The organism is Mucilaginibacter dorajii (assembly GCF_024808255.1).
Taxonomy (GTDB): domain Bacteria; phylum Bacteroidota; class Bacteroidia; order Sphingobacteriales; family Sphingobacteriaceae; genus Mucilaginibacter; species Mucilaginibacter dorajii.
In genome coordinates this window covers 38,368-57,185 of record NZ_JANTYS010000022.1, presented here as the reverse complement: position 1 = coordinate 57,185, position 18,818 = coordinate 38,368, and the positions used below count along the sequence as shown (strand labels likewise).

18 protein-coding genes and 1 tRNA gene are annotated in these 18,818 nt (G+C 43.2%); 7 read left to right on the top strand and 12 right to left on the bottom strand.

Features of this window, described 5'->3' with window-relative positions; genetic code table 11:
- Window positions 1-10: 10 nt before the first annotated feature.
- Complete coding sequence (locus FHS10_RS23255) at window positions 11-646, bottom strand: pyridoxamine 5'-phosphate oxidase family protein (protein WP_259095718.1); 636 nt, start codon at window positions 644-646, stop codon at window positions 11-13.
- An 81-nt stretch (window positions 647-727) separates the two neighbouring features.
- Here FHS10_RS23255 and FHS10_RS23250 point away from each other — a divergent pair, with 81 nt between their 5' ends.
- Window positions 728-2,182: an aminotransferase-like domain-containing protein gene (locus FHS10_RS23250; protein WP_259095716.1), complete on the top strand. Its 1,455-nt coding sequence runs from the start codon at window positions 728-730 to the stop codon at window positions 2,180-2,182.
- A 178-nt stretch (window positions 2,183-2,360) separates the two neighbouring features.
- Window positions 2,361-2,942: a porin family protein gene (locus FHS10_RS23245; RefSeq protein WP_259095714.1), complete on the top strand. Its 582-nt coding sequence runs from the start codon at window positions 2,361-2,363 to the stop codon at window positions 2,940-2,942.
- Between the two features lie 108 nt (window positions 2,943-3,050).
- On the opposite strand, the gene FHS10_RS23240 is transcribed toward FHS10_RS23245, so the two are convergent.
- Window positions 3,051-6,476, bottom strand: a complete 3,426-nt coding sequence (locus FHS10_RS23240) for a ThuA domain-containing protein (RefSeq protein ID WP_259095712.1) — start codon at window positions 6,474-6,476, stop codon at window positions 3,051-3,053.
- Between the two features lie 757 nt (window positions 6,477-7,233).
- Window positions 7,234-7,345: transfer RNA gene (locus FHS10_RS23235), tRNA-Asp, on the bottom strand.
- Between the two features lie 151 nt (window positions 7,346-7,496).
- Here FHS10_RS23235 and FHS10_RS23230 point away from each other — a divergent pair.
- Complete coding sequence (locus FHS10_RS23230; RefSeq protein WP_076373882.1) at window positions 7,497-7,973, top strand: Lrp/AsnC ligand binding domain-containing protein; 477 nt, start codon at window positions 7,497-7,499, stop codon at window positions 7,971-7,973.
- A gap of 185 nt (window positions 7,974-8,158) precedes the next feature.
- On the opposite strand, the gene FHS10_RS23225 is transcribed toward FHS10_RS23230, so the two are convergent.
- Complete coding sequence (locus FHS10_RS23225) at window positions 8,159-8,875, bottom strand: hypothetical protein (protein ID WP_259095707.1); 717 nt, start codon at window positions 8,873-8,875, stop codon at window positions 8,159-8,161.
- Between the two features lie 56 nt (window positions 8,876-8,931).
- On the opposite strand from FHS10_RS23225, the gene FHS10_RS23220 reads away from it, so the two are divergent.
- From FHS10_RS23220 to FHS10_RS23210, 3 genes are read left to right on the top strand one after another with little or no spacing between them, the layout of a single operon-like run.
- Entirely contained in the window at window positions 8,932-9,642 is a 711-nt protein-coding gene (locus tag FHS10_RS23220; protein WP_259095705.1) for an SAM-dependent methyltransferase, read from the top strand.
- Between the two features lie 3 nt (window positions 9,643-9,645).
- Window positions 9,646-11,292 (top strand): FAD-dependent monooxygenase, encoded by a 1,647-nt coding sequence (locus FHS10_RS23215; RefSeq protein ID WP_259095702.1) that lies wholly within the window; start codon window positions 9,646-9,648, stop codon window positions 11,290-11,292.
- Window positions 11,293-11,340: 48 nt separating this feature from the next.
- The gene (locus FHS10_RS23210) at window positions 11,341-12,711 is read left to right on the top strand and encodes a glycosyltransferase family protein (RefSeq protein WP_259095700.1); all 1,371 of its coding nucleotides are present in this window, start codon (window positions 11,341-11,343) and stop codon (window positions 12,709-12,711) included.
- Between the two features lie 201 nt (window positions 12,712-12,912).
- Here FHS10_RS23210 and FHS10_RS23205 read toward each other — a convergent pair whose 3' ends face one another.
- The 7 genes from FHS10_RS23205 to FHS10_RS23175 all read right to left on the bottom strand — a co-directional run bounded on the left by FHS10_RS23205 (window position 12,913) and on the right by FHS10_RS23175 (window position 17,022).
- Window positions 12,913-13,614, bottom strand: a complete 702-nt coding sequence (locus tag FHS10_RS23205; RefSeq protein WP_259095698.1) for a LytR/AlgR family response regulator transcription factor — start codon at window positions 13,612-13,614, stop codon at window positions 12,913-12,915.
- A 25-nt stretch (window positions 13,615-13,639) separates the two neighbouring features.
- Window positions 13,640-14,239 (bottom strand): MiaE family protein, encoded by a 600-nt coding sequence (locus FHS10_RS23200; RefSeq protein ID WP_259095696.1) that lies wholly within the window; start codon window positions 14,237-14,239, stop codon window positions 13,640-13,642.
- Window positions 14,240-14,296: 57 nt separating this feature from the next.
- Entirely contained in the window at window positions 14,297-14,611 is a 315-nt protein-coding gene (locus FHS10_RS23195) for a type II toxin-antitoxin system RelE/ParE family toxin (RefSeq protein WP_259095695.1), read from the bottom strand.
- Window positions 14,602-14,781: a hypothetical protein gene (locus FHS10_RS23190; RefSeq protein ID WP_259095693.1), complete on the bottom strand. Its 180-nt coding sequence runs from the start codon at window positions 14,779-14,781 to the stop codon at window positions 14,602-14,604. The genes FHS10_RS23195 and FHS10_RS23190 overlap by 10 nt, the downstream gene beginning before the upstream one ends.
- A 31-nt stretch (window positions 14,782-14,812) precedes the next feature.
- Window positions 14,813-15,385, bottom strand: coding sequence for a nicotinate (nicotinamide) nucleotide adenylyltransferase (gene nadD, locus FHS10_RS23185; RefSeq protein WP_259095691.1), 573 nt, complete (start codon window positions 15,383-15,385; stop codon window positions 14,813-14,815).
- Between the two features lie 88 nt (window positions 15,386-15,473).
- Complete coding sequence (gene gmk / locus FHS10_RS23180; RefSeq protein ID WP_259095689.1) at window positions 15,474-16,055, bottom strand: guanylate kinase; 582 nt, start codon at window positions 16,053-16,055, stop codon at window positions 15,474-15,476.
- A 91-nt stretch (window positions 16,056-16,146) separates the two neighbouring features.
- Window positions 16,147-17,022, bottom strand: coding sequence for a YicC/YloC family endoribonuclease (locus tag FHS10_RS23175; RefSeq protein WP_259095687.1), 876 nt, complete (start codon window positions 17,020-17,022; stop codon window positions 16,147-16,149).
- A gap of 274 nt (window positions 17,023-17,296) precedes the next feature.
- Here FHS10_RS23175 and FHS10_RS23170 point away from each other — a divergent pair, with 274 nt between their 5' ends.
- A complete protein-coding gene (locus tag FHS10_RS23170) occupies window positions 17,297-18,073 on the top strand; it encodes a hypothetical protein (protein WP_259095685.1) in 777 nt (258 codons plus the stop codon).
- A gap of 19 nt (window positions 18,074-18,092) precedes the next feature.
- Here FHS10_RS23170 and rnc read toward each other — a convergent pair whose 3' ends face one another.
- Entirely contained in the window at window positions 18,093-18,818 is a 726-nt protein-coding gene (gene rnc, locus FHS10_RS23165) for a ribonuclease III (RefSeq protein ID WP_259095683.1), read from the bottom strand.

Here is an 18,818-nt window from a genome sequence, read left to right as displayed (position 1 = left end):
GATATTTTACCTATAGGTGTTGAAGATGGGGCGGTAAGGGGATGGCCTGACTTAAACTATCAGCCAAAGGCGACATCCGCCTGGTTTGTAATGGAATAAGACCCGACCAGATGGACAGCTCCAGATCTTCATCGTCGTCAACCGGCATCCCGGTACGGATCTTGGCCGATGCTTCATCAATTTTAAAGGCCAACGCCGTTGTTTTAAGTACCTCGCGGGCCTGTATCGGGCGCAAATAGTCCCAGCTGCCGGGTACAATTTTATCGGTTAGCCATTTAAATGCTTCTGTTTTGGTTTCAGGGTCTTCTATCTTTTCGGCCTGTGCAAAAATGACAACCGACCGGTAATTAACCGAATGATGGAATGCTGATTTGGCAACTACCAAGTCATCCATCAGCGTAACCGAGATACAAACCGGGATACCTTTTTCCAATTCACGGATAAAATGGCTGCCTACCGAGCCATGGATATAGATCCTATCCTCATAACGTACAAACGCGGTTGGGATGGCAAAGGGCTTATTTTCATAGCTATAGCTAATGGTGCAATACAGCGCTTCGTCAAGAATGCTGTTGATCACTTCGGGATCATAGTTGGCCCTTTTGGCCGACCGGCTGGGGACAAGATGTGGTTTTGGATTGACCATAATTTTGTTTTTTTATAAAATTATGTGTTTATTGGATGATTAAAATCATCCAATAATTATAAAAACGGTAGTCCAATTTTTATGCTGGCACTTTTATCACAGTTAGTTATAGATAAGGAAGCCGCTATGCCGGTTTACCTGCAGCTTACCAATCAGCTCACCGGGTTCATTAAAACGGGCGCTCTAATGGCAGGGTATCGCCTGCCGAGTACGCGACAATTGGCCGGGCAGCTAAACATTCACCGTAAAACAGTTATAAGGGCTTATGACGATTTGTTGGCACAAGGCTGGCTGCAAAGCCATACCGGGAGCGGCACCTTTGTAGCCGCCAACCTACCGGTAATTAAACCGCAAACCATTTTAGTCGATAACACAACCCCGGCGGTTAAAGCCGGCTTCGCTATCAAAAGCCCGGCCCATTTACAAAGGCCGATAGCCAACCTGAATATCCCGTTACACCTTGACGATGGCTTTCCGGATACACGCATTGCCCCGGTGCTGGATCTTTCAAGAGCTTATCGCACCCAGCTTTTAACCGGTAACCCATATGTACGCTTAGGGTATGGCGATACCCGGGGAACTGAATGGTTGCGGAACGAACTGGCCACCTATTTAAATACTACCCGCGGATTGCGGATAACGCCTGCCAATATCCTGGTGGTGCGGGGTACTATTATGGGGCTTAACCTTACCTGCACCGGCTTACTGGAGCCGGGTGATACTGTGGTGACTGCTCAGCCGGGTTGGGTTGGAGCAGAAGCCAACTTTTTGCAAGCTGGGGCCAAATTGATAAAAATTCCAGTTGATGAATATGGGTTGGATATTGGTGCACTCGATACGCTTTGTCAAAAACAAAAGGTAAAGTTAGTGTATGTAACCTCTCATCACCATTATCCAACAACCGTAGCCTTGCGGGCCGACCGCCGGGTGAGCTTGCTTGCGCTGTCCCGTAAACATGGTTTCATTATTTTTGAGGACGATTATGATTACGATTTTCATTACGAAAATAAACCCTTAATGCCGTTGGCCAGCGCCGATGACGCCGGAATGGTAGTGTATTGCGGCTCTTTTTCAAAAACGGTATCGCCGGCCATTAGGGTGGGATACCTGGTAGCATCAGAAAATGTGATTGAATACCTGGCAAGCCTGCGGCGGATCATCGACCGGCAGGGCGATACCCTGCTTGAGAATGCCATTGCCGAACTATTGCAAAATGGGATCATTCAACGACACCTGCGTAAATCTTTAAGATTGTACCGCCAGCGACGCGATATTTTTTGCAGCCTGATGAATGATCAGCTTAAAAACCATGTACAATTTAAAGTGCCCGAAGGGGGCCTGGCCGTATGGGCTCAGTTTGATAAAAGTATCGATTTGAACGAACTGGCTCAAAAAGCGTTAAAAAAAGGGCTGTATTTTCAAGGCGAAAACAACTCTGCTACTCTTGGTTTTACCCGGCTTGGTTTTGCATCATCAACCCCTACTGAGTTGGAAACCAGTGTAGAAATACTGGCAAAACTGTTGACAAACCCATAATTTATTTTAGCCGTAATATAAAAAATACATACAAAGCAACGTTTAAGGCATTGGCGCGTCAGTTGATAGGCAATAAAACGGCTTCAACACGGCCAGTTTATAAACTAACTATGTTTAACAAAGGGGCAAATGGAATTGTACAGAAAAGTATAGCTTCGCCCCGCTAAAATTAAAATTTATGAAAAAGTACTTGTTAAGTGCAGTATTACTGATAGCGGTAAGCATCAGTGCAAAAGCGCAATTTTCTTTAGGAGTTAAAGGTGGTGTCAATTTTTCGAAAATTAGTGCCGATAATGTGAAAGAATCAACTCTCGCCGGTTACCAGGCAGGTTTATTCGCCCGTATTGGTTCAGGCCTTTACTTACAACCTGAATTATACCTGAGTGGTACAGGCGGTAAATTCGATTCCGGCGATAACTCTCAATCATTCAGCGGAAAAGTAAGGTTTACCAATTTGAATGTTCCATTATTGGTTGGTAAATCATTTGGTGCAAAGGATTTAAATTTCCGTGTTATGGCTGGTCCTATTTATACGTATCAGTTGGATAAAAGCGAAAGTCTAACTGCTAACGGATCTGGTGCTATTGCCGATTTTGGCAACTACAACAAAAGCACTTTAGGTTTCCAGGCCGGCGCGGGTGTTGATATCGGCTCCATCACTGCCGATTTGCGTTACGAGGGTGGTTTATCAAAAGTAAATTCCAACTACGGTCAGCGTCAAAACCTTTGGGCTTTAAGTGTAGGCTTTAAGATTTTCTAAAGAAGGTAAGTCTCTATTATGCGCACAAACCAAAAGCTCCCGGCAATTTTACCTGTCGGGAGCTTTTGGTTTAAAGCCCTCTCCAAAGGAGAGGGTTGGGTGAGGCTTCTACTTCGCTCCAAATGATATTCCCGTAACACCGGCCGTTAATGAGCCTGGTTTTGCCGGCTTGTAAACAAAGTACAGCTTGTGCAGTTTGCCATCGGTTACAGGGGTGGCCACCACATGTACCATGCCTCCCTTTTGGTCTTTTGCCGGTGTTGGCATGCTGCCTTTGCCAACAACTTTGCCATCCGGAGCATCAACCCTCAGTTCAAAATTGAAACCAAAGCTTGGCGCTGTTTGCCAAAATGTGCTCAGGTTTATTGATTTTACGCCGGTAAGGTCCGTATCATCTACCTCAAACCATCCTTCACTTGGTGGAAGGATCATCAGGTTAATACCGTTGTATTTAAACCCGGTAAATCCGTTGGTTTTTTCGGTACCCTTAAAGGCGTAATTGCTGCTGTTTAAAGATGCAATGCCGGTGCCGGTTAAAGCTTTAATAACATCGGTACCATCATCGGTGTATTTAGCTGTTAAAACCAGCGTGGCAGTTGGCGTTTTGCCCGGATCTGGCATGATAGTGCCCGATGGTGGCAATGACTTTTTCTGATTAGCCGTATTCCCTAATGACATTACCCAGGTAATGATCTGCTCCAGGTCGCCCTTTTTAATGCTTGGGTGGGCCGACATCGCCGTTTCGCCCCAAACGCCCGCGCCGCCTTTAATTACTTTTTGGCTAAGCTTGTTCATAGCATCGGGGTCTTTTTGGTACTTGTTGCTTACATCTATAAAAGCAGGACCAATAGATTTGCCCACCTCTTTATGGCAGCTTTTGCAATCCATGCTCAGCATGAGTGTTTTGCCGTCGTTTTCTGGCGCTGTTTGCTCTAATTGTGACGCTTCAACCGGTTTTTTATAGCCATCTATATAATCTGCCGTAACTATTATCCGTTTAGTATCAACCTTACTGGTTGCCGCGCCATCCGTCACGGTAACGGCGTAGCTAAGCGGCACGCCGGCCAGGTAGAATGATTTATTGCCGCCTGTTAGTTTAACAGATACAACCGGCTGCTCGTTACCTGCATATATTTCAACAGGGACAGCTTTACTCACTGCACCCTCGCCGTCTTTTGCCTCAACGCTTATTTTATAGTCGCCAGGTTTGGTGTAGGTGTAGCTTAGTTGCGGCACATCGGTTTCTTTGGTGGTACCATCGCCCATTTTCCAGCTGTAGGTTATTTTATCTCCTTCGGGATCTTTGGCCTGGGCGGTTAGTTTAACCGTAAATGGCAATAAGCCCGAGCTTTTATCAGCCTTTACGCTGCTGATGATTGGTGGTCTGTTACCTGCAATGTAATCAATGCGGAATAAGCCTGCATCGGGGTTATGGCTAAACCATCCGCTGCCATATTCCAGTCCGTACAGCCTTCCGTCGGGACCAACCTCCATATCAATCATGGAGTTTGATTTAAGGCCCGGGAAAAACGGCTCCATTTTATCAAAGTCGCCTTCTGGTGTAAGGCTCACTGCCTTGATCCAGCCGCGCATCCACTCGTAGGCTAAAAACTTGCCATTGTAATAATCCGGATAGCGTGTTTCGGCAGGGAACATATCGGTATAATAAACCGGGCCGGCCATAGCGTTACGACCACCTGTACCCACCTGCGGAAAATCGGCCGATGGACCGTAGGGGTACCATATAAAGGCTGGTTGCGCCGGTGGCAAATCGGTTAAACCTGTATTGTTGCGCGAATTATTTACCGGGTGTTTAGGATCAAACGCCGGGCCCGATTTGCCTGTGGCGTAATCATAAATGTGGTAAGGCTTGTTATCACCCACAAAATATGGCCAGCCAAAATTGCCTGCGTGGCGTGCCTGGTTCACTTCATCGTAACCCATTGGGCCGCGGGTATCCAGGCTGTCGTTATGGGCATCCGGGCCAACTTCGCCCCAGTATAAATTGCCGTTTTTCTGATCTACCGAGATTCGGTATGGGTTTCTATCACCCATTACATAAATTTCGGGGCGGGTTTTTGGCGTGCCTTTAGGGAAAAGGTTTCCTTCGGGGATCTCGTAAGTGCCATCATCCTTAATTTTGATACGCATGATCTTGCCGCGCAGGTCATTGGTATTGCCGGCCGAACGACGGGCATCAAACTGCAAATGACCCGGACGATCATCCAGCGGGGCATAACCACTGGTTACATATTTTTGTGCTTTTTCATCAAAAGGAGTGGAGTTATCACCTGCCGAGAAGAACAGCATTTTATCAGGCCCTGGTCCAAAGGCGATGGAGCCACCGGTATGGCAGCAAATTTCGCGCTGGGCCTTTACTTCCAGGATCACTTTTTCGGTCTTCTTATCAACCGTATCATTCTTAAACGTAAAGCGCGACAAGCGGTTAACCGAACTATCGGCAGGGCTGTAGTAAATATAGATCCAGTTATTGTTGGCAAAATCGGGGTCTTTGGCAAGGCCAAGCATACCTTCTTCGGCATTGGTGCCTGGGGTGTGCAGTGTTTTCCAGTATACATCAAAAGCACCTACCTGCTTTACTTTTTTAGTAGCATGGTCATAACGCATAATTTCGCCCCGGCGTTGAATCACCAGGATATCAAAATTGGGCAGAATGGTCATTTCAGTAGGCTCAAAAAACTCACCGGTTGATAACTGGGTTTTGGTAAACCGGTCTTCATCTGGCGGGGTTTGTGTTTTAGCTTTGGAATAATCCAGCTCCTTGTTTTCGCCAATGGCATATTTGATGCCGGCGGTCAGCATTTTAAGATAGTTGTCGTCTTTATAACTTTCGTCCGTATGGCCCATAGCGGTGTAAAACGCACGGCCTCCATCATAGTCATGGTACCAGGTAGCAGGGTGTAAGCCCATGCGCTTGCCGCCTTTGTAGGTGCTTTCATCGAGGGTTATCAATACACGAACGTCGGGTGCCAGGGCTTTTTTGAAGCTGTAAAACTCATCGGTACGTTTCCATACTTTGGGTAGGTGCCTGGTAGCGTCATTATCGGCATCAACAACATTGTAGGTGCCCGGTTGTACGTTGGGGTTTTTATCGTGAATGCCGGGGTGGTCATAAAACCAATCGCCCATGAGGCGGCCGTACCAGCCCCAGTCATATTCGGTATCGGCTGCGGCGTGGATGCCCACATAGCCACCACCTGCCTGTATGTAGCGCTCAAAGGCTGCTTCCTGGCGGTAATCAAGCACATCGCCGGTGGTGCTTAAAAATATAACGGTTGAGTATTTTTTTAGCGTGGTATCATTAAACATCGCCGAGTTTTTGGTGGTATCCACATCAAACCCATTCTCCTTTCCCAGTTTTTGAATGGCTGCTATCCCGGCATCAATGGATGCATGGTGGAAGCCCATGGTTTTTGAAAAAATAAGTACGCGCGGCTTATTGGGCCTGGTTTTGTTGCATGAAAAGTAAGTACAGCTAAGCGCTATAAGAACTAACAGGGCGATTTTTTTCATATCGACTTATTATGTGTGTTGGTTAATTGGTGTTTTGAGGACGGTGTTTAGGGGCTTTGTATCAATTTATTACAATTGGTACACTCACCAAATTTATAATTAAAAATTGATGTGTCAATACCTATTGTGTTATTGTGACACAATATTTCTTTTGGTGGACGATTGGACTGTTAGACTTTGGGACTATGGGATTTTTTCTGAACCGGGATTAAGCAGATTTATCAGATTTCTGGATTTTGATCGCATTCAGAAAAAGTCCTGTAATCCATTAATCCAATGAATCCCGGTTCTGATGAAACGCGTTATATTGTAGCGTATACCGGCCATGTGGTTAATAACCAGTGTAGTATGAGCGGAACGCCCGGCCGAAGGCAACGCCCGTTATGGTATATAATAGCAGTTATGAGTTACTAAGAGTTGTGTTGTAGTAGTCTTGAAATTTTAGTGATATGAGGGAATTTAATCTTTTGTCCCTTGTCTGACCGTCTTTCGTCCCAAAGTCTCACAGTCCCAAAATCTCAAAAGTCCCCCAAAAAAAGTCTTAAAAACAGCAAAGCCCCTGATGGGCAGGGGCCTTTACTAACCAATTATAAACCTAAATTATGAGAAGAGCTGTAGGAGAAGGAGTCGAACCTCCACGGAGTGGTTATTTTTATTGCTAAAAGTTTCCCAATTTCTCCGCCACCGCGACAAGGAGGTGTGTCTGCCAAAAATTTCACCATCCTACATTTTAAAAATCCCGTCTTTCATGGATTTGCTGTTGGGGAAGGATTCGAACCTCCACAGAGTAGTTAGCCCGCTTCGGGTTTTCTATGATCTCCGCCACCGGGACAAGGAGGTGTGTCTGCCAAAAATTTCACCACCCAACATTGTTTTTCTTTTAAAGAACGGTCGGCAATTGTCATTTGCTTGATACAAATTTAAGAGACCTGTCAATTCCTTGCAAATATTTCAACAAAAATATTTTATTTTTATTCAAATTTTAATTAAACTTGTATTTCAATATAGATATTCAAATTTATGTCCCACAGAAAAGCTCAAAATTTAGAAATTGATAATCTTGATATCCAGATTTTATCAATATTAATGAAAAATGCTACCACGCCATACACCGAGATAGCTAAAGAGTTAATCGTTTCTGGCGGAACTATCCACGTGAGGATGAAAAAGTTAGAGGAGATGGGGGTAATTAAAGGCGCCAGTTTAGAGGTTGATCCGCAAAAATTAGGGTACGATATTACCGCCTTTTTGGGGATATATCTTGAAAAAGGATCACAATATAATGAGGCTGTAAAGCAGCTGAAAACTATAAAAGAGATAGTCGAATTGCACTATACCACAGGCGAATGGAGCATATTTGCCAAAATTGTGTGCCACGATACCACCCACCTGCGCGAAGTTTTAAACGAACAGATACAGGGTGTAAAAGGCATTCAACGTACCGAAACCTTCATATCGCTTGAGGAAAGCATCAGAAGGCAGATTACCTTAGAATAACCCGTTCTTTAGATTTTAATGATTTTTTAAGAAGGGCTGTTATGAAAGTAACGGCCTTTTTTGGATCGGGATTTTTTCTGAACCCGGATTAAACAGATTAATTAGATTTTTGGGATTTTGATTAATCCGGATTGTTTCACGCAAATCCTGTTAATCCTTTAATCCAATGAATCCCGGTTCAGACATTACGCCGCATTGGATATATATTTCACCAAGCTTCTTTTAGCTACCGGCAGTAAAGTTTGTTCAAGCGGAAAGGTGATATCGCTGTGTACATAATAAACCGCCGGGTTGGGGATAAACTTATTGCGGTTAATTAAGTTTAGTTTCAGGGCTTCTGGGGTGTTTACAATGCTATACTCATAGTTATCAATAAAATTAATATTGATGCCGCGGTATTTATCATCTTTCCCTTCAAATATGGTAATCTGGTATTCGTAAATAAAGCCGGTGCGCTCTTTACCGTTGCGGAGCGAAAAATAACCGTGGTACGGCATCAGTGGCATAATACCAATAGGGTTAATGTTTAGCCTGCTTTCCACAAAGTCGTAAATCTCTTTACCCAACTCAATAGCGGGGCTCATTTGGGCAATAGCAAAGGCAATGATCTGTTCTATTTCCTGCATGCTTTGATCGTCCTGGATGATCTTTTGATAGGTGAGCTTTACAGCGTCGATATCGGCCTGGGTTAAGCGCTGCGGAAAGGCTTGCTGCATGAGCGATTTATTCTTCTTAAAATCTACCAGGTTGTTATAGTGAAAAATAAGATCGGCCAGGTTGGGGTATAACCGGCTTTTATCAAAGTGGCGGTTAATTTCCTGCAGATAGCTTAGCAGCAGGTATTTTTTGTGCTCAAAATCAATAAATCCCTCAATAAACCAGTTAACGCCCAGTGGTTTCATATTTTTCAGGCTCCTTTCAATAGCTTAAATTAAACAAAAAACACCAACTTTGCAATATGCCCTATGGAACCCTTTATTTAATACCCGTACCCCTTGCCGATGAAGCGGCAGCAAAATCATTCACCCCGTATTTGGTTGATACCATTAACAGTATTAAAGAATACATTGTGGAGAATGAGAAAACCGCCCGCAAGTTTTTAAAAGAAGCTGGTTTAAAAACCCCGCAAAGTGAGTTGCTTATTCATGATTACAGCAAACATAACCGTGATATGGGCAAAGCCGACTTTTTTAAAGGTCTGCAGGCCGGCAACGATGTTGGCCTGATGAGCGAAGCCGGCTGCCCCGGTATAGCAGACCCTGGTGCCGAAATTGTTGACAAGGCCCACCGTATGGGCATTAAGGTAGTACCCCTGGTTGGGCCAAGTTCTATTTTGCTGGCGCTGATGGCCTCGGGCTTTAACGGGCAAAGTTTTACGTTTAATGGTTACCTGCCTATTGATAAATTACTCCGTTCAAAAAAGATCAAAGAATTGGAAACTTTGGCTACCAAAAACGACCAGACACAGATTTTCATTGAAACGCCCTTCCGTAATAATCCGTTGTTGGAGGAGATCCTGAAAACGGCGTCACCAAAAACAAAATTGTGCATAGCTACAGATCTTACCGCAGCTACCGAATTTGTGCAAACCAAAACCATAGCCGAGTGGCAAAAGAAAGTGCCCGAATTGCATAAAAGGCCAACCATCTTTTTACTTTTTCATGGATAGGTAATGCAAATTACGCAGCAACATACCAGTGTGTTGATCGTAGGCGCCGGCCCTTCGGGATTGATGATGGCCGCCCAACTGTTGCGTTATGGCGTGCAGCCCATTATTATTGATAACAAGCAAGGGCCAACTAATCAATCAAAGGCATTGGCCGTGCAGTCCCGTTCGCTGGAAATTTACCGGCAAATGGGTGTTATTGATAAAATACTTGAAGGTGGTAAAAAGGGCGGCGGTGTAACTTTTAACCAGGAGGGAAAACAAGTTGCCGAATTATCGCTGGATAATGTAGGAGAAGGGCAAACCGCTTTTCCTTATATCCTGATGTATCAGCAAAGTAAAAACGAGCGCTTGCTGCTTGATTTTTTAACGCTCAATTGCTGCCCGGTTTACTGGAATACATCGCTGTTAAGCCTTACTCAAAGTGCCGGGCAGGTAGCTGTACAGCTACAAACCGGAGAAACTGAGCAAATACTCACTTGTGATTGGCTGGTTGGTGCCGATGGTGCCCACAGCATTATACGCAAGCAGTTACAGATTCCATTTTCGGGCGATACCTATCAGCATAAATTTTATTTGGCCGATGTTAAACTTGCTGGTAAGTTTGGTGATAAGGTAGACTTGTTTTTAAGTAAAAAAGGCTTTGTCGGATTTTTCCCGATGCCCGAAGATGCCTGCTACCGCATTGTTGGTAACCTGCCCGATGGTTTTGATAACAAAACCGATTTACAGATTGAAGATGTTTTGCCGTTTTTGAATGCCGTAACCGGGCAGGAGATTGAAATAGCGCATGCCAATTGGTTTACCGAATACAGGTTACACCACCGCATGGCCGATAAATTTAGAGTGCAGCGCTGCTTTTTAATTGGCGATGCAGCACACATCCACTCGCCGGTTGGCGGGCAGGGGATGAACACCGGTTTACAGGATGCCTATAACCTGGCCTGGAAACTGGCGGGTGTGGTAAACGGACAAATCAAAGCATCTATTTTGGATAGCTACGTCGCCGAACGGATGCCTGTTGCCAAAGACCTGCTCAATACTACTGACAGGATCTTTAAAATGATCCTATCCCGCAATTGGCTTATCGGTCTGTTTAAGAAGTTCGTATTGCCGTCGATACTTAAAACTGTTTGGGGCAAACCCAATATTAGGGATGCGTTTTTTAAGCGGGTATCACAAACGGGTATCAGCTATCGCGATAGCCAGCTCAATCTGCACCTGAGCCAATCGATACAAATAAAGGCGGGCGATAGATTGCCCTATCTTAAGGTATTCGACGAAAAGAAACAGCTGGAAACCGATTTGCATGAATGGTGCAGCAAACCCGGCTTTACCATGATAACCCTTGGCAAACTACAGGAGATAGACCTGTTTACCCTTGCCAAATGGATCACCCAAAAGTATCCTGCTAACCTTAACTTTTTTTACCTGCCACCATCGGTCAAAAATCAACAGGTGTTTGATGCTTTCGGCATCAAAAAGAATCGAAAAATGGCCATCATCGTTCGGCCCGATCTGCATATTGGTTTTATGAACGATGTGGTTGATATTGATATGATGGATAACTATCTGCAGAACGTGGTGGGGGTAGTAGGGGGCATGGCTCCAGATAAAACCGGCGACTTTAAAAACTATTATCAAGGCGCTTAGGCAACCTTTTCCCCTCCATCCACGAATTGTTAATAGCAACAATTCATCGTGGATAAACCCTTAAATCTTCAGCAAGACCCAACATCATCTGCCCCTGGAAACGGATGGCGTAATAGGCTGTTAAAAGTTATCCGCAGCCCGTTGTTTTTAATTTTAGCTATCAGCGGGGTTACAAGGTTTATCTACTATTCAGTTTTATTAAACACCATTGCTCCTGATAGCGCTGGCTACTTAAGCTACAGCGCCAATATCCTGCACGGCCAAACCGAAGGTCGGCGTACACCTGTTTATCCTTATTTTATTAAGCTGATAGGTTTATTAGGGGAGCAGAGTTTAATTGATCATGTGGTTGTTGCTCAGATTATCATCTCCTTTTTGGGGATAGTGCTGTTTTATAAAACAGTTACACCGATTTTTAAATCACCTGGTGTAGTGCTTGTCGCATCGCTGTTATATGGCGTTATGCTGCCAGTTATCAACTTTGATAAATTAATCCTCACCGAATCGCTTTCTGTTAATTGCTGCCTGCTGTTTGTTTTTATGCTGACGCGATATCTGCAAAAGCCTGCAAGTTGGAAAGCATGGTTGATAACCTTATATGTTTTTATAGCCATAATGCTTAGGCCAGCTTTTATCTACCTGCTTCCTTTTGTTATTGTGTTTTGGTTGATGAGATTGCTGATTTTCAAAAGAGACTGGAAAATATGCCTTTCGGGGTTGGCGGCATCCGTATTGGTGCTCTTTTTAATTTTCGGCTATTCGCATTTAAATAAAATGAATGCCAACTTTAATGGAATTTCTACCGTGAGTAACGATAACGGGATGACCGAGGTAATTAATGCAGGCATTTACCAAAGCGGCAATGATCCCGAATTATCTGGCGCGTTAAAATATAATATCGAGTTACAAAAGCAAAACAACGGTAAACCGGCACTGGGCATCAATATCGCTAAACGTTTTGAGCCGGATAGGGTTCACCGGTTCATTATAGCGTGTATAAAAAACCGGCTCGCTACTTACGCCTGGTATATTTGCGGTAAATTAACGGACCTATCGGCTGTCAATCTATTTACCAATTACGCCGCTCATAAAAATAGCTTCCTGGCATACCGAATTGAAAATGTGGAGCATATTATGTTTTGTGCTACGTTTAATCTGCTATATATTTTTATTGTGCTTAGTTTCGTATCTATCATTTACACCTGTATCAAAACGAAACGAATGCCTTGGTTTAGGATGGTTTTGTGGATGATTGTTGTAATGCAGTTGACCATAGCCGTGTTGGGTGGCTATTCAGAATATCCACGGTTGATATTACCTGCCATGCCCGCGCTTGTAATTTTGTTATTTTCCTATATCGACGAGGCTTGGTTTGCCATTGATTTGGCCCGGTTGAAAAACTATCAAACGGAAGCATAATAAAAAAAAGCGCCTGTGTATTTGTAACACAGACGCTTTTATCGAAACTATTATGAAAAAAGGGTATCGTTACCCAACTTTGCCCTGCAACGCCGCTGGATAACGATGTAAAGATGCGTTTGCCGGGCTGTTTAACCAATCATGTATCGGTGAACGGGCATTATGTATGGATGAATAATGTTTGGGTAGTGATAACGTAGCTTATCTTGACTTCATCCAGTTGCGCACAAAGTCGAGATAGCTTTCGCTAACGGGTAGCTCGGTATCGGTTAGTTTAACCTTACGGTTTTGGATAGAACGGATTTTACTGATGGGTACTATGTAGCTGCGGTGAATGCGCTGGAATTTATCGGCCGGCAACTTTTCCAATACCTTTTTCAATGGCATCAGGGTAAGTATGGTTTTGGCATTGGCTACATGGATCTTGATATAGTCTTCCATGCTTTCAATATACTCTATTGAATTAAGATCGATTTTTACCATGCGGTATTCCGAGTACACATACAGGCTTTCATCAGTCTGTTCATCGGTAGGTTTGGTTTTGTACCGGTGATATTCAATAGCCTTTTCAACCGCTTTTTCAAAACGTTTAAAATCGATTGGCTTCAGGATATAGTCAATGGCTTCTAACTCAAAGCCTTCGTAAGCAAAGTTTTTGTAGGCGGTGGTAAATATTACCATGGGTTTTACATCCAATGAGCGCACCAGGTCGATGCCTGTAATGTCGGGCATGTTGATGTCAACAAACAGCAAGTCAACAGGGTTGGCCTTCAGGAATTCGGCACCGGTAATGGCATCCTCAAATGTTTGCACCAATTGCAGCAACGGGAAACGGGCTACGTAACCCGCAATCAGCTTTAGCGCCAGGGGTTCATCATCAATAGCAATACATTTTAATACCATAGGTCTAATATATAATAAAGATGCATTACCCGTGTATGGTTTCGCTTTTGCCGTAATTTTGAATCACGCCGGCTTCGTATTCTAAAAATTCTTTCCAGCGTTTATCTACGTCAATTTCAACCGCGTATTTCTTAGCAAGGCGAATAAACATCGAATAATGGGTAGCTTCGCTGATCATCAGCTCGTGATAAAATTCGGATAAATGGGTATCGTTGATATTTTCGGAAAGTACTTTAAAACGCTCGCAGCTGCGGGCCTCTATCATCGCCGAAAACAATAACCTGTCAATCAACTGCGCTTCGCGACCGCCGCCAACAATGATGAATTTGCGTAATTCATTCACGTAATTATCCTTGCGCTCTTTACCCAACACAAAACCGCGGGCCACAATAATTTCATGCACACGCTTAAAATGGTCCATTTCTTCCTGCACCAGGGCAATCATTTCCTGCACCAGATCTGACAGATTGGGGTTTTGTACAATAAGGGTAATGCCATTGGTTGCCGCTTTCTGCTCACAATAAGCATGGTCGGTAAGCAGTTCTTCAATATTGCTTTCCACCACATTTTTAACCCAAAGAGGGTCTGTAGGCAATTGTAATTTAAGTATGGTTTTCTCGCTCACAGGAACAAAGATAGGGAAGTAGAGTCAAGAAATTAAAATCAGCAATTAAGACAAAATTTAATCCTCGGGTTTAAAAGCAGGATTGTTAGCAATTAAACGTGAATGATGATGGATGGAGAGAACGACTATTTGTTCGTTCACTGCAATTGAATAAATAATCCGATAGTTCTTAAAGATAAGTTCGCGGGTTAGTTCATCATCAAGTTTTTCAAATTTTCTGCCTAAAAGAGAATTGCTTTTAAGTTTGCTGGCTGCTGAACGAATTAACTGGACTTCCCTATGTGCGTATTTTACAGAGTCTTTACTGATATAGTTATATATCTCCTTTAGATCATGCAGTGCTAACCTGGAGAAAATTATTTTTAGTTCCACTTCTCAATCTCTGCGTCTAACTCATCTTCTGTTAAGAAATCACCATCCTGGACTTGTTTTTTGGCTATTTCAATTTTTTGTAGAAGTATAATTTCTTCTACCACATCATCAACAGAAAATGTATCAGGCATATGGTCTATCAGTTCCTTCACTTTATCTTTGGTAAGCATCTTTCAATCTCCTTTTTATAAATATACGATTTTACTTATACAAACTCTTGCTCTCGATGAATTTCAAAACCGGGTCTGGTACAAAGTATTGCACGTTCTTTTTTTCGGCGATGGATTTACGGATAAAGGTTGCAGAGAGTTCCATCTGCGGGGTCATGGTGATGGTTACCGATGGATGATCGGCCAGTTCGGCGTTTTCATAGCCCGGGCGGGGATAAACGTAAATACGGTAGTCGCGCAGGATAAGTTTATAGTTTTTCCATTTATGCAAGGTGCCCAGGTTGTCAGACCCCATAATGAGGGCAAACTCATGTTCCGGATGTTTTTCTTTTAAATGGGCTAAAGTATCAATAGTGTATGATGGTTGTGGTAGCTTAAGTTCTACATCGCTTACGGCAATATTAGTGGCGTGCTCAGTGGCCAGGCGTGCCATTTCCAGCCGATCATAGGTATTAATCAGATCGCCATATTTTTTTAACGGATTTTGCGGCGATACCACCAACCAAACCTTATCCAAAGTAGTATGGTTAGCCATGTAGTTGGCAATGATAAGGTGCCCTATATGTATTGGATTAAATGAACCGAACAGTAAGCCTATCTTCATTTTGCCCCCTAACCCCCTGAAGGGGGAATAAAGTAAATGTTATTTATTAATGTGTAAGCCTTGCCAAACAAAATTTGACACTCCCCCTTTAGGGGGCCGGGGGGCTAATAAAATTATTCACCAACTCCTTCGCTTCTTTACAAGCCGTTTCAAGATCGTAATTTTTGAGGATAATATCAAATTGCGGGGCGTATTTTAGCTCTTTTTCGGCTTTGGCGAAGCGTTCTTTCAGTTTTTCTTCGCTATCGGTGCCGCGGCCGGTCAAGCGTTCAACTAAAACCTCCAATGATGGGGGCTGTACAAATATGGCAAGTGCCTGGCCATCGTATTTACGTTTAAGGTGAAGGCCTCCTTCTACGTCGATATCAAAAATAACGGTTTTGCCTTTTGCCCAAATACGCTCTATCTCAGCGCGTAGTGTGCCATAAAAAGTACCGGTATAAACCTCTTCAAATTCAACAAATTGCTTTTTGGCAATGCGGTGTGTAAACTCGGCCAGGCTAATAAAGTAATAGTCCTTGCCGTCCTGCTCATCGCCACGGGCCTGCCTGGTTGTGGCCGAAATGGAAAACTCCAGCTCGGGAATAATACTCAGCAAGTGGTGTACAATAGTAGTTTTACCCGCTCCAGAGGGTGCCGAAAATATGATGAGTTTACCTTCTTTGGTCATTAGTCATTAAGTCATTGGGTCATTGCCGCCATTAGGCTATTAAGGGGCATTTTTCAATGACTTAATGACCAGATGACTCAATGACTGTATACTATAATACGTTTAAAAGCTGTTCTTTAATTTTTTCCAACTCCTCTTTCATGCCTACAACCAGTTTTTGGATGTTGGCATCGTTTGCTTTTGAGCCAAGGGTGTTTATTTCGCGACCGATCTCCTGTGATATAAACCCAAGCTTTTTGCCATTGGCATCTGCATTCTTAAGGGTTTCTAAAAAGTATTCGCAATGTGTTTTAAGCCTGATCTTTTCTTCTGTAATATCCAGCTTATCAATGTAATAGATCAATTCCTGTTCAAAACGGTTTTGATCGATAGCTTCGCGATTAGTGGCTTCGGCTAAAAAGGTGTTTAATCTTTCGCGGATCAGTGAAATCCGTTTAGGGTCTTCCACTTCAACCAGTTCCAGGTTTTTAAGGATGATATCGATGCGGTATTTTACATCATTTTCCAGTACATTGCCTTCATCAGCCCTAAACTGTTGAAAAGCGGCTAAAGCAGCCTGGAAGGTTTTTTCAACCTGTTTCCATTCGTCTTCAGATACAGTTTCCTCATCGTATTTCACAACTTCGGGCAAACCCAGCGCAAGCTGTAACAGGTTTGATGTAGGATCATTCAATTCCTGGCTTACATCTTTTAACTGCTGGTAATAATGTTTAAGCAATACTTTATCAATACCGGCGGCTTTTACCGCAGATGTAGCCTGTTCTACATTAATAGATAGGTTTACCTTACCCCGCTCAATCAGTTTGCTACACTCGTTGCGCAACTGAAATTCTTTTTCAGAAAATATTTTGGGTAAGCGAAGTGAAAGTTCAAGAAACTTGCTGTTCAGGGATTTGATCTCAACGGTATATTTTGTATTACCCGAGTCAAAACTGGCAATTCCATACCCTGTCATGGATTTTATCATGTGCAAAGATAGGGTTTTGTTAGCAAAGTCGGAAAGTCTGAAAAGTTGGGAGGTCCGGAAGTCGGGAAAGTCCGAAAGACCGGAAGTTAGAAACGCCGAAAGTCGGAAAAGTTCATAAGGAATCTGATGTTAAGAATTTGTTCAATTGGATTGGCCATTAGGCTCCTTTACTTCCCGACTTTACTGACTTCCGGTCTTCTCGACTTCCCCCCTTTAACACTTTTTCACATTTAGTTTAAAATACTCTGGCTATCTTTACGTTTATACTTTATTAATGCGCATTCGTTTTTCCCTGCAGTTACTCGTTTGCTTTTGCTTTGTTTTAAATGCATCAGCACAGGAATTTACCCTTAAAGGGGTTACATCCAAAAAGAACACGCCCGAACGTGAAGGTCAGGTAATGATCAAAAACCTTAAAACCAAGATATTGGCAATGAGTGACGATCTGGGTTGGTTTTCGATAAAAGTTTCTGTTGGTGATACCCTCCTTTTTTCGAAAGAAAACTTTACTCCGCAAAAAATAGAAGTACTCAATAACAGCGATATGCCTGTTTACATGCAGCCTCAAATTGTATTAAAAGAGGTTAAAATTACCGGCCAGACAAAAAAACAGGAAATTAATGAAATCATGGGCGACTATCGTAAGCAAGGCACTTTTTATGCCGGCAAGCCACCGGTATCGTCATTTGTTACTAACCCGATAACCGCTGTTTACGAACTTTTTGGTAAAACCCCTAATCGCGCCAAACGCTTTGCACAATTTTCGAAAGGCGAATTAGAGCAGGCCGAAATTAACAGGCGTTATAATGTGGGCTTTGTGAGGTTGGTTACCAAATTGGAGTCGGATACCCTTGCGCATAAATTCATGGACTTTTATACGCCTACTTTTGATGATCTGAAGGGATGGAATGATTACGACCTGATACACCATACCCAAAAATCATATGAGTATTACAAGCAAAGCAATGAAAAAGACAGGCTGGAATTGATCAATTCGCCAACCTTTATCAAGCCCGACTCTACCAGGCTATCAAAGCCCGGTCAACATTAAAATAAGAAACGGGATATTATTAGATACCTAATGCTTCGCAAGCCTTTTCGGCCGCCAGCTTTTCGGCATTCTTTTTACTGAACTCTTTACCGGAACCGGTTACCTCGCCATCAATGAGCGCCTGTACGGTAAATAATTTGGCATTTTCGCCTTCCTGGTTGGTAACCAATTCAAAAGTAATATCGCGGCCATGGCGCTGGCACCACTCTATCAGTTTACTCTTAAAGTTGGTTTCGGTTTGCTCAAGCGTATGGATGTCAATATGGGCTTTAATGATATGGTTTATCAAAAAGTTTTTGGTAAAATCATAGCCTTTATCCAGATAAACAGCTCCAATTAATGCCTCAAAAGCATCACCAAGTAATGATCCCTGCCTGCTGGAGTTTAGCATGCGGTTATCATACTCAATAAGCTTATCAAAACCCAGCTTACGGGCAAGCTGGTTAAGGTTGTTGCGGCTCACAATTTTTGAACGCAACTCAGTTAAAAACCCCTCATCCTCATAGGGATAAAGCTTAAAAAGCACTTCGGCCACAACACTGCCCAACACGGCATCGCCTAAAAACTCAAGGCGCTCGTTGCTGTTTTTTACACCTTTTTTTACGTTTTGTGCTACAGATTTATGCCTGAATGCCAACCGGTATAAAGATAAATTGCCCGGCACAAAGCCGAGCAAATTCTTTAAAACCTTAACATATTTTCTATTGGGCGATATATAAAGCTTGTAAAACCGACTGATAGGCAT

What these genes read in the sequence shown, in the direction of transcription:
- FHS10_RS23230 (WP_076373882.1), top strand. Translation starts at nt 7,497, where the DNA reads ATGTCCCACAGAAAAGCTCAAAATTTAGAAATTGATAATCTTGATATC.
- FHS10_RS23220 (WP_259095705.1), top strand. Translation starts at nt 8,932, where the DNA reads ATGCCCTATGGAACCCTTTATTTAATACCCGTACCCCTTGCCGATGAA.
- FHS10_RS23225 (WP_259095707.1), bottom strand. Translation starts at nt 8,875, where the DNA reads ATGAAACCACTGGGCGTTAACTGGTTTATTGAGGGATTTATTGATTTT.
- FHS10_RS23215 (WP_259095702.1), top strand. Translation starts at nt 9,646, where the DNA reads ATGCAAATTACGCAGCAACATACCAGTGTGTTGATCGTAGGCGCCGGC.
- gmk (WP_259095689.1), bottom strand. Translation starts at nt 16,055, where the DNA reads ATGACCAAAGAAGGTAAACTCATCATATTTTCGGCACCCTCTGGAGCG.
- FHS10_RS23205 (WP_259095698.1), bottom strand. Translation starts at nt 13,614, where the DNA reads ATGGTATTAAAATGTATTGCTATTGATGATGAACCCCTGGCGCTAAAG.
- FHS10_RS23170 (WP_259095685.1), top strand. Translation starts at nt 17,297, where the DNA reads ATGCGCATTCGTTTTTCCCTGCAGTTACTCGTTTGCTTTTGCTTTGTT.
- FHS10_RS23175 (WP_259095687.1), bottom strand. Translation starts at nt 17,022, where the DNA reads ATGATAAAATCCATGACAGGGTATGGAATTGCCAGTTTTGACTCGGGT.
- FHS10_RS23240 (WP_259095712.1), bottom strand. Translation starts at nt 6,476, where the DNA reads ATGAAAAAAATCGCCCTGTTAGTTCTTATAGCGCTTAGCTGTACTTAC.
- FHS10_RS23245 (WP_259095714.1), top strand. Translation starts at nt 2,361, where the DNA reads ATGAAAAAGTACTTGTTAAGTGCAGTATTACTGATAGCGGTAAGCATC.
- FHS10_RS23190 (WP_259095693.1), bottom strand. Translation starts at nt 14,781, where the DNA reads ATGCTTACCAAAGATAAAGTGAAGGAACTGATAGACCATATGCCTGAT.
- nadD (WP_259095691.1), bottom strand. Translation starts at nt 15,385, where the DNA reads ATGAAGATAGGCTTACTGTTCGGTTCATTTAATCCAATACATATAGGG.
- rnc (WP_259095683.1), bottom strand. Translation starts at nt 18,818, where the DNA reads ATGCCTATCAGTCGGTTTTACAAGCTTTATATATCGCCCAATAGAAAA.
- FHS10_RS23255 (WP_259095718.1), bottom strand. Translation starts at nt 646, where the DNA reads ATGGTCAATCCAAAACCACATCTTGTCCCCAGCCGGTCGGCCAAAAGG.
- FHS10_RS23250 (WP_259095716.1), top strand. Translation starts at nt 728, where the DNA reads ATGCTGGCACTTTTATCACAGTTAGTTATAGATAAGGAAGCCGCTATG.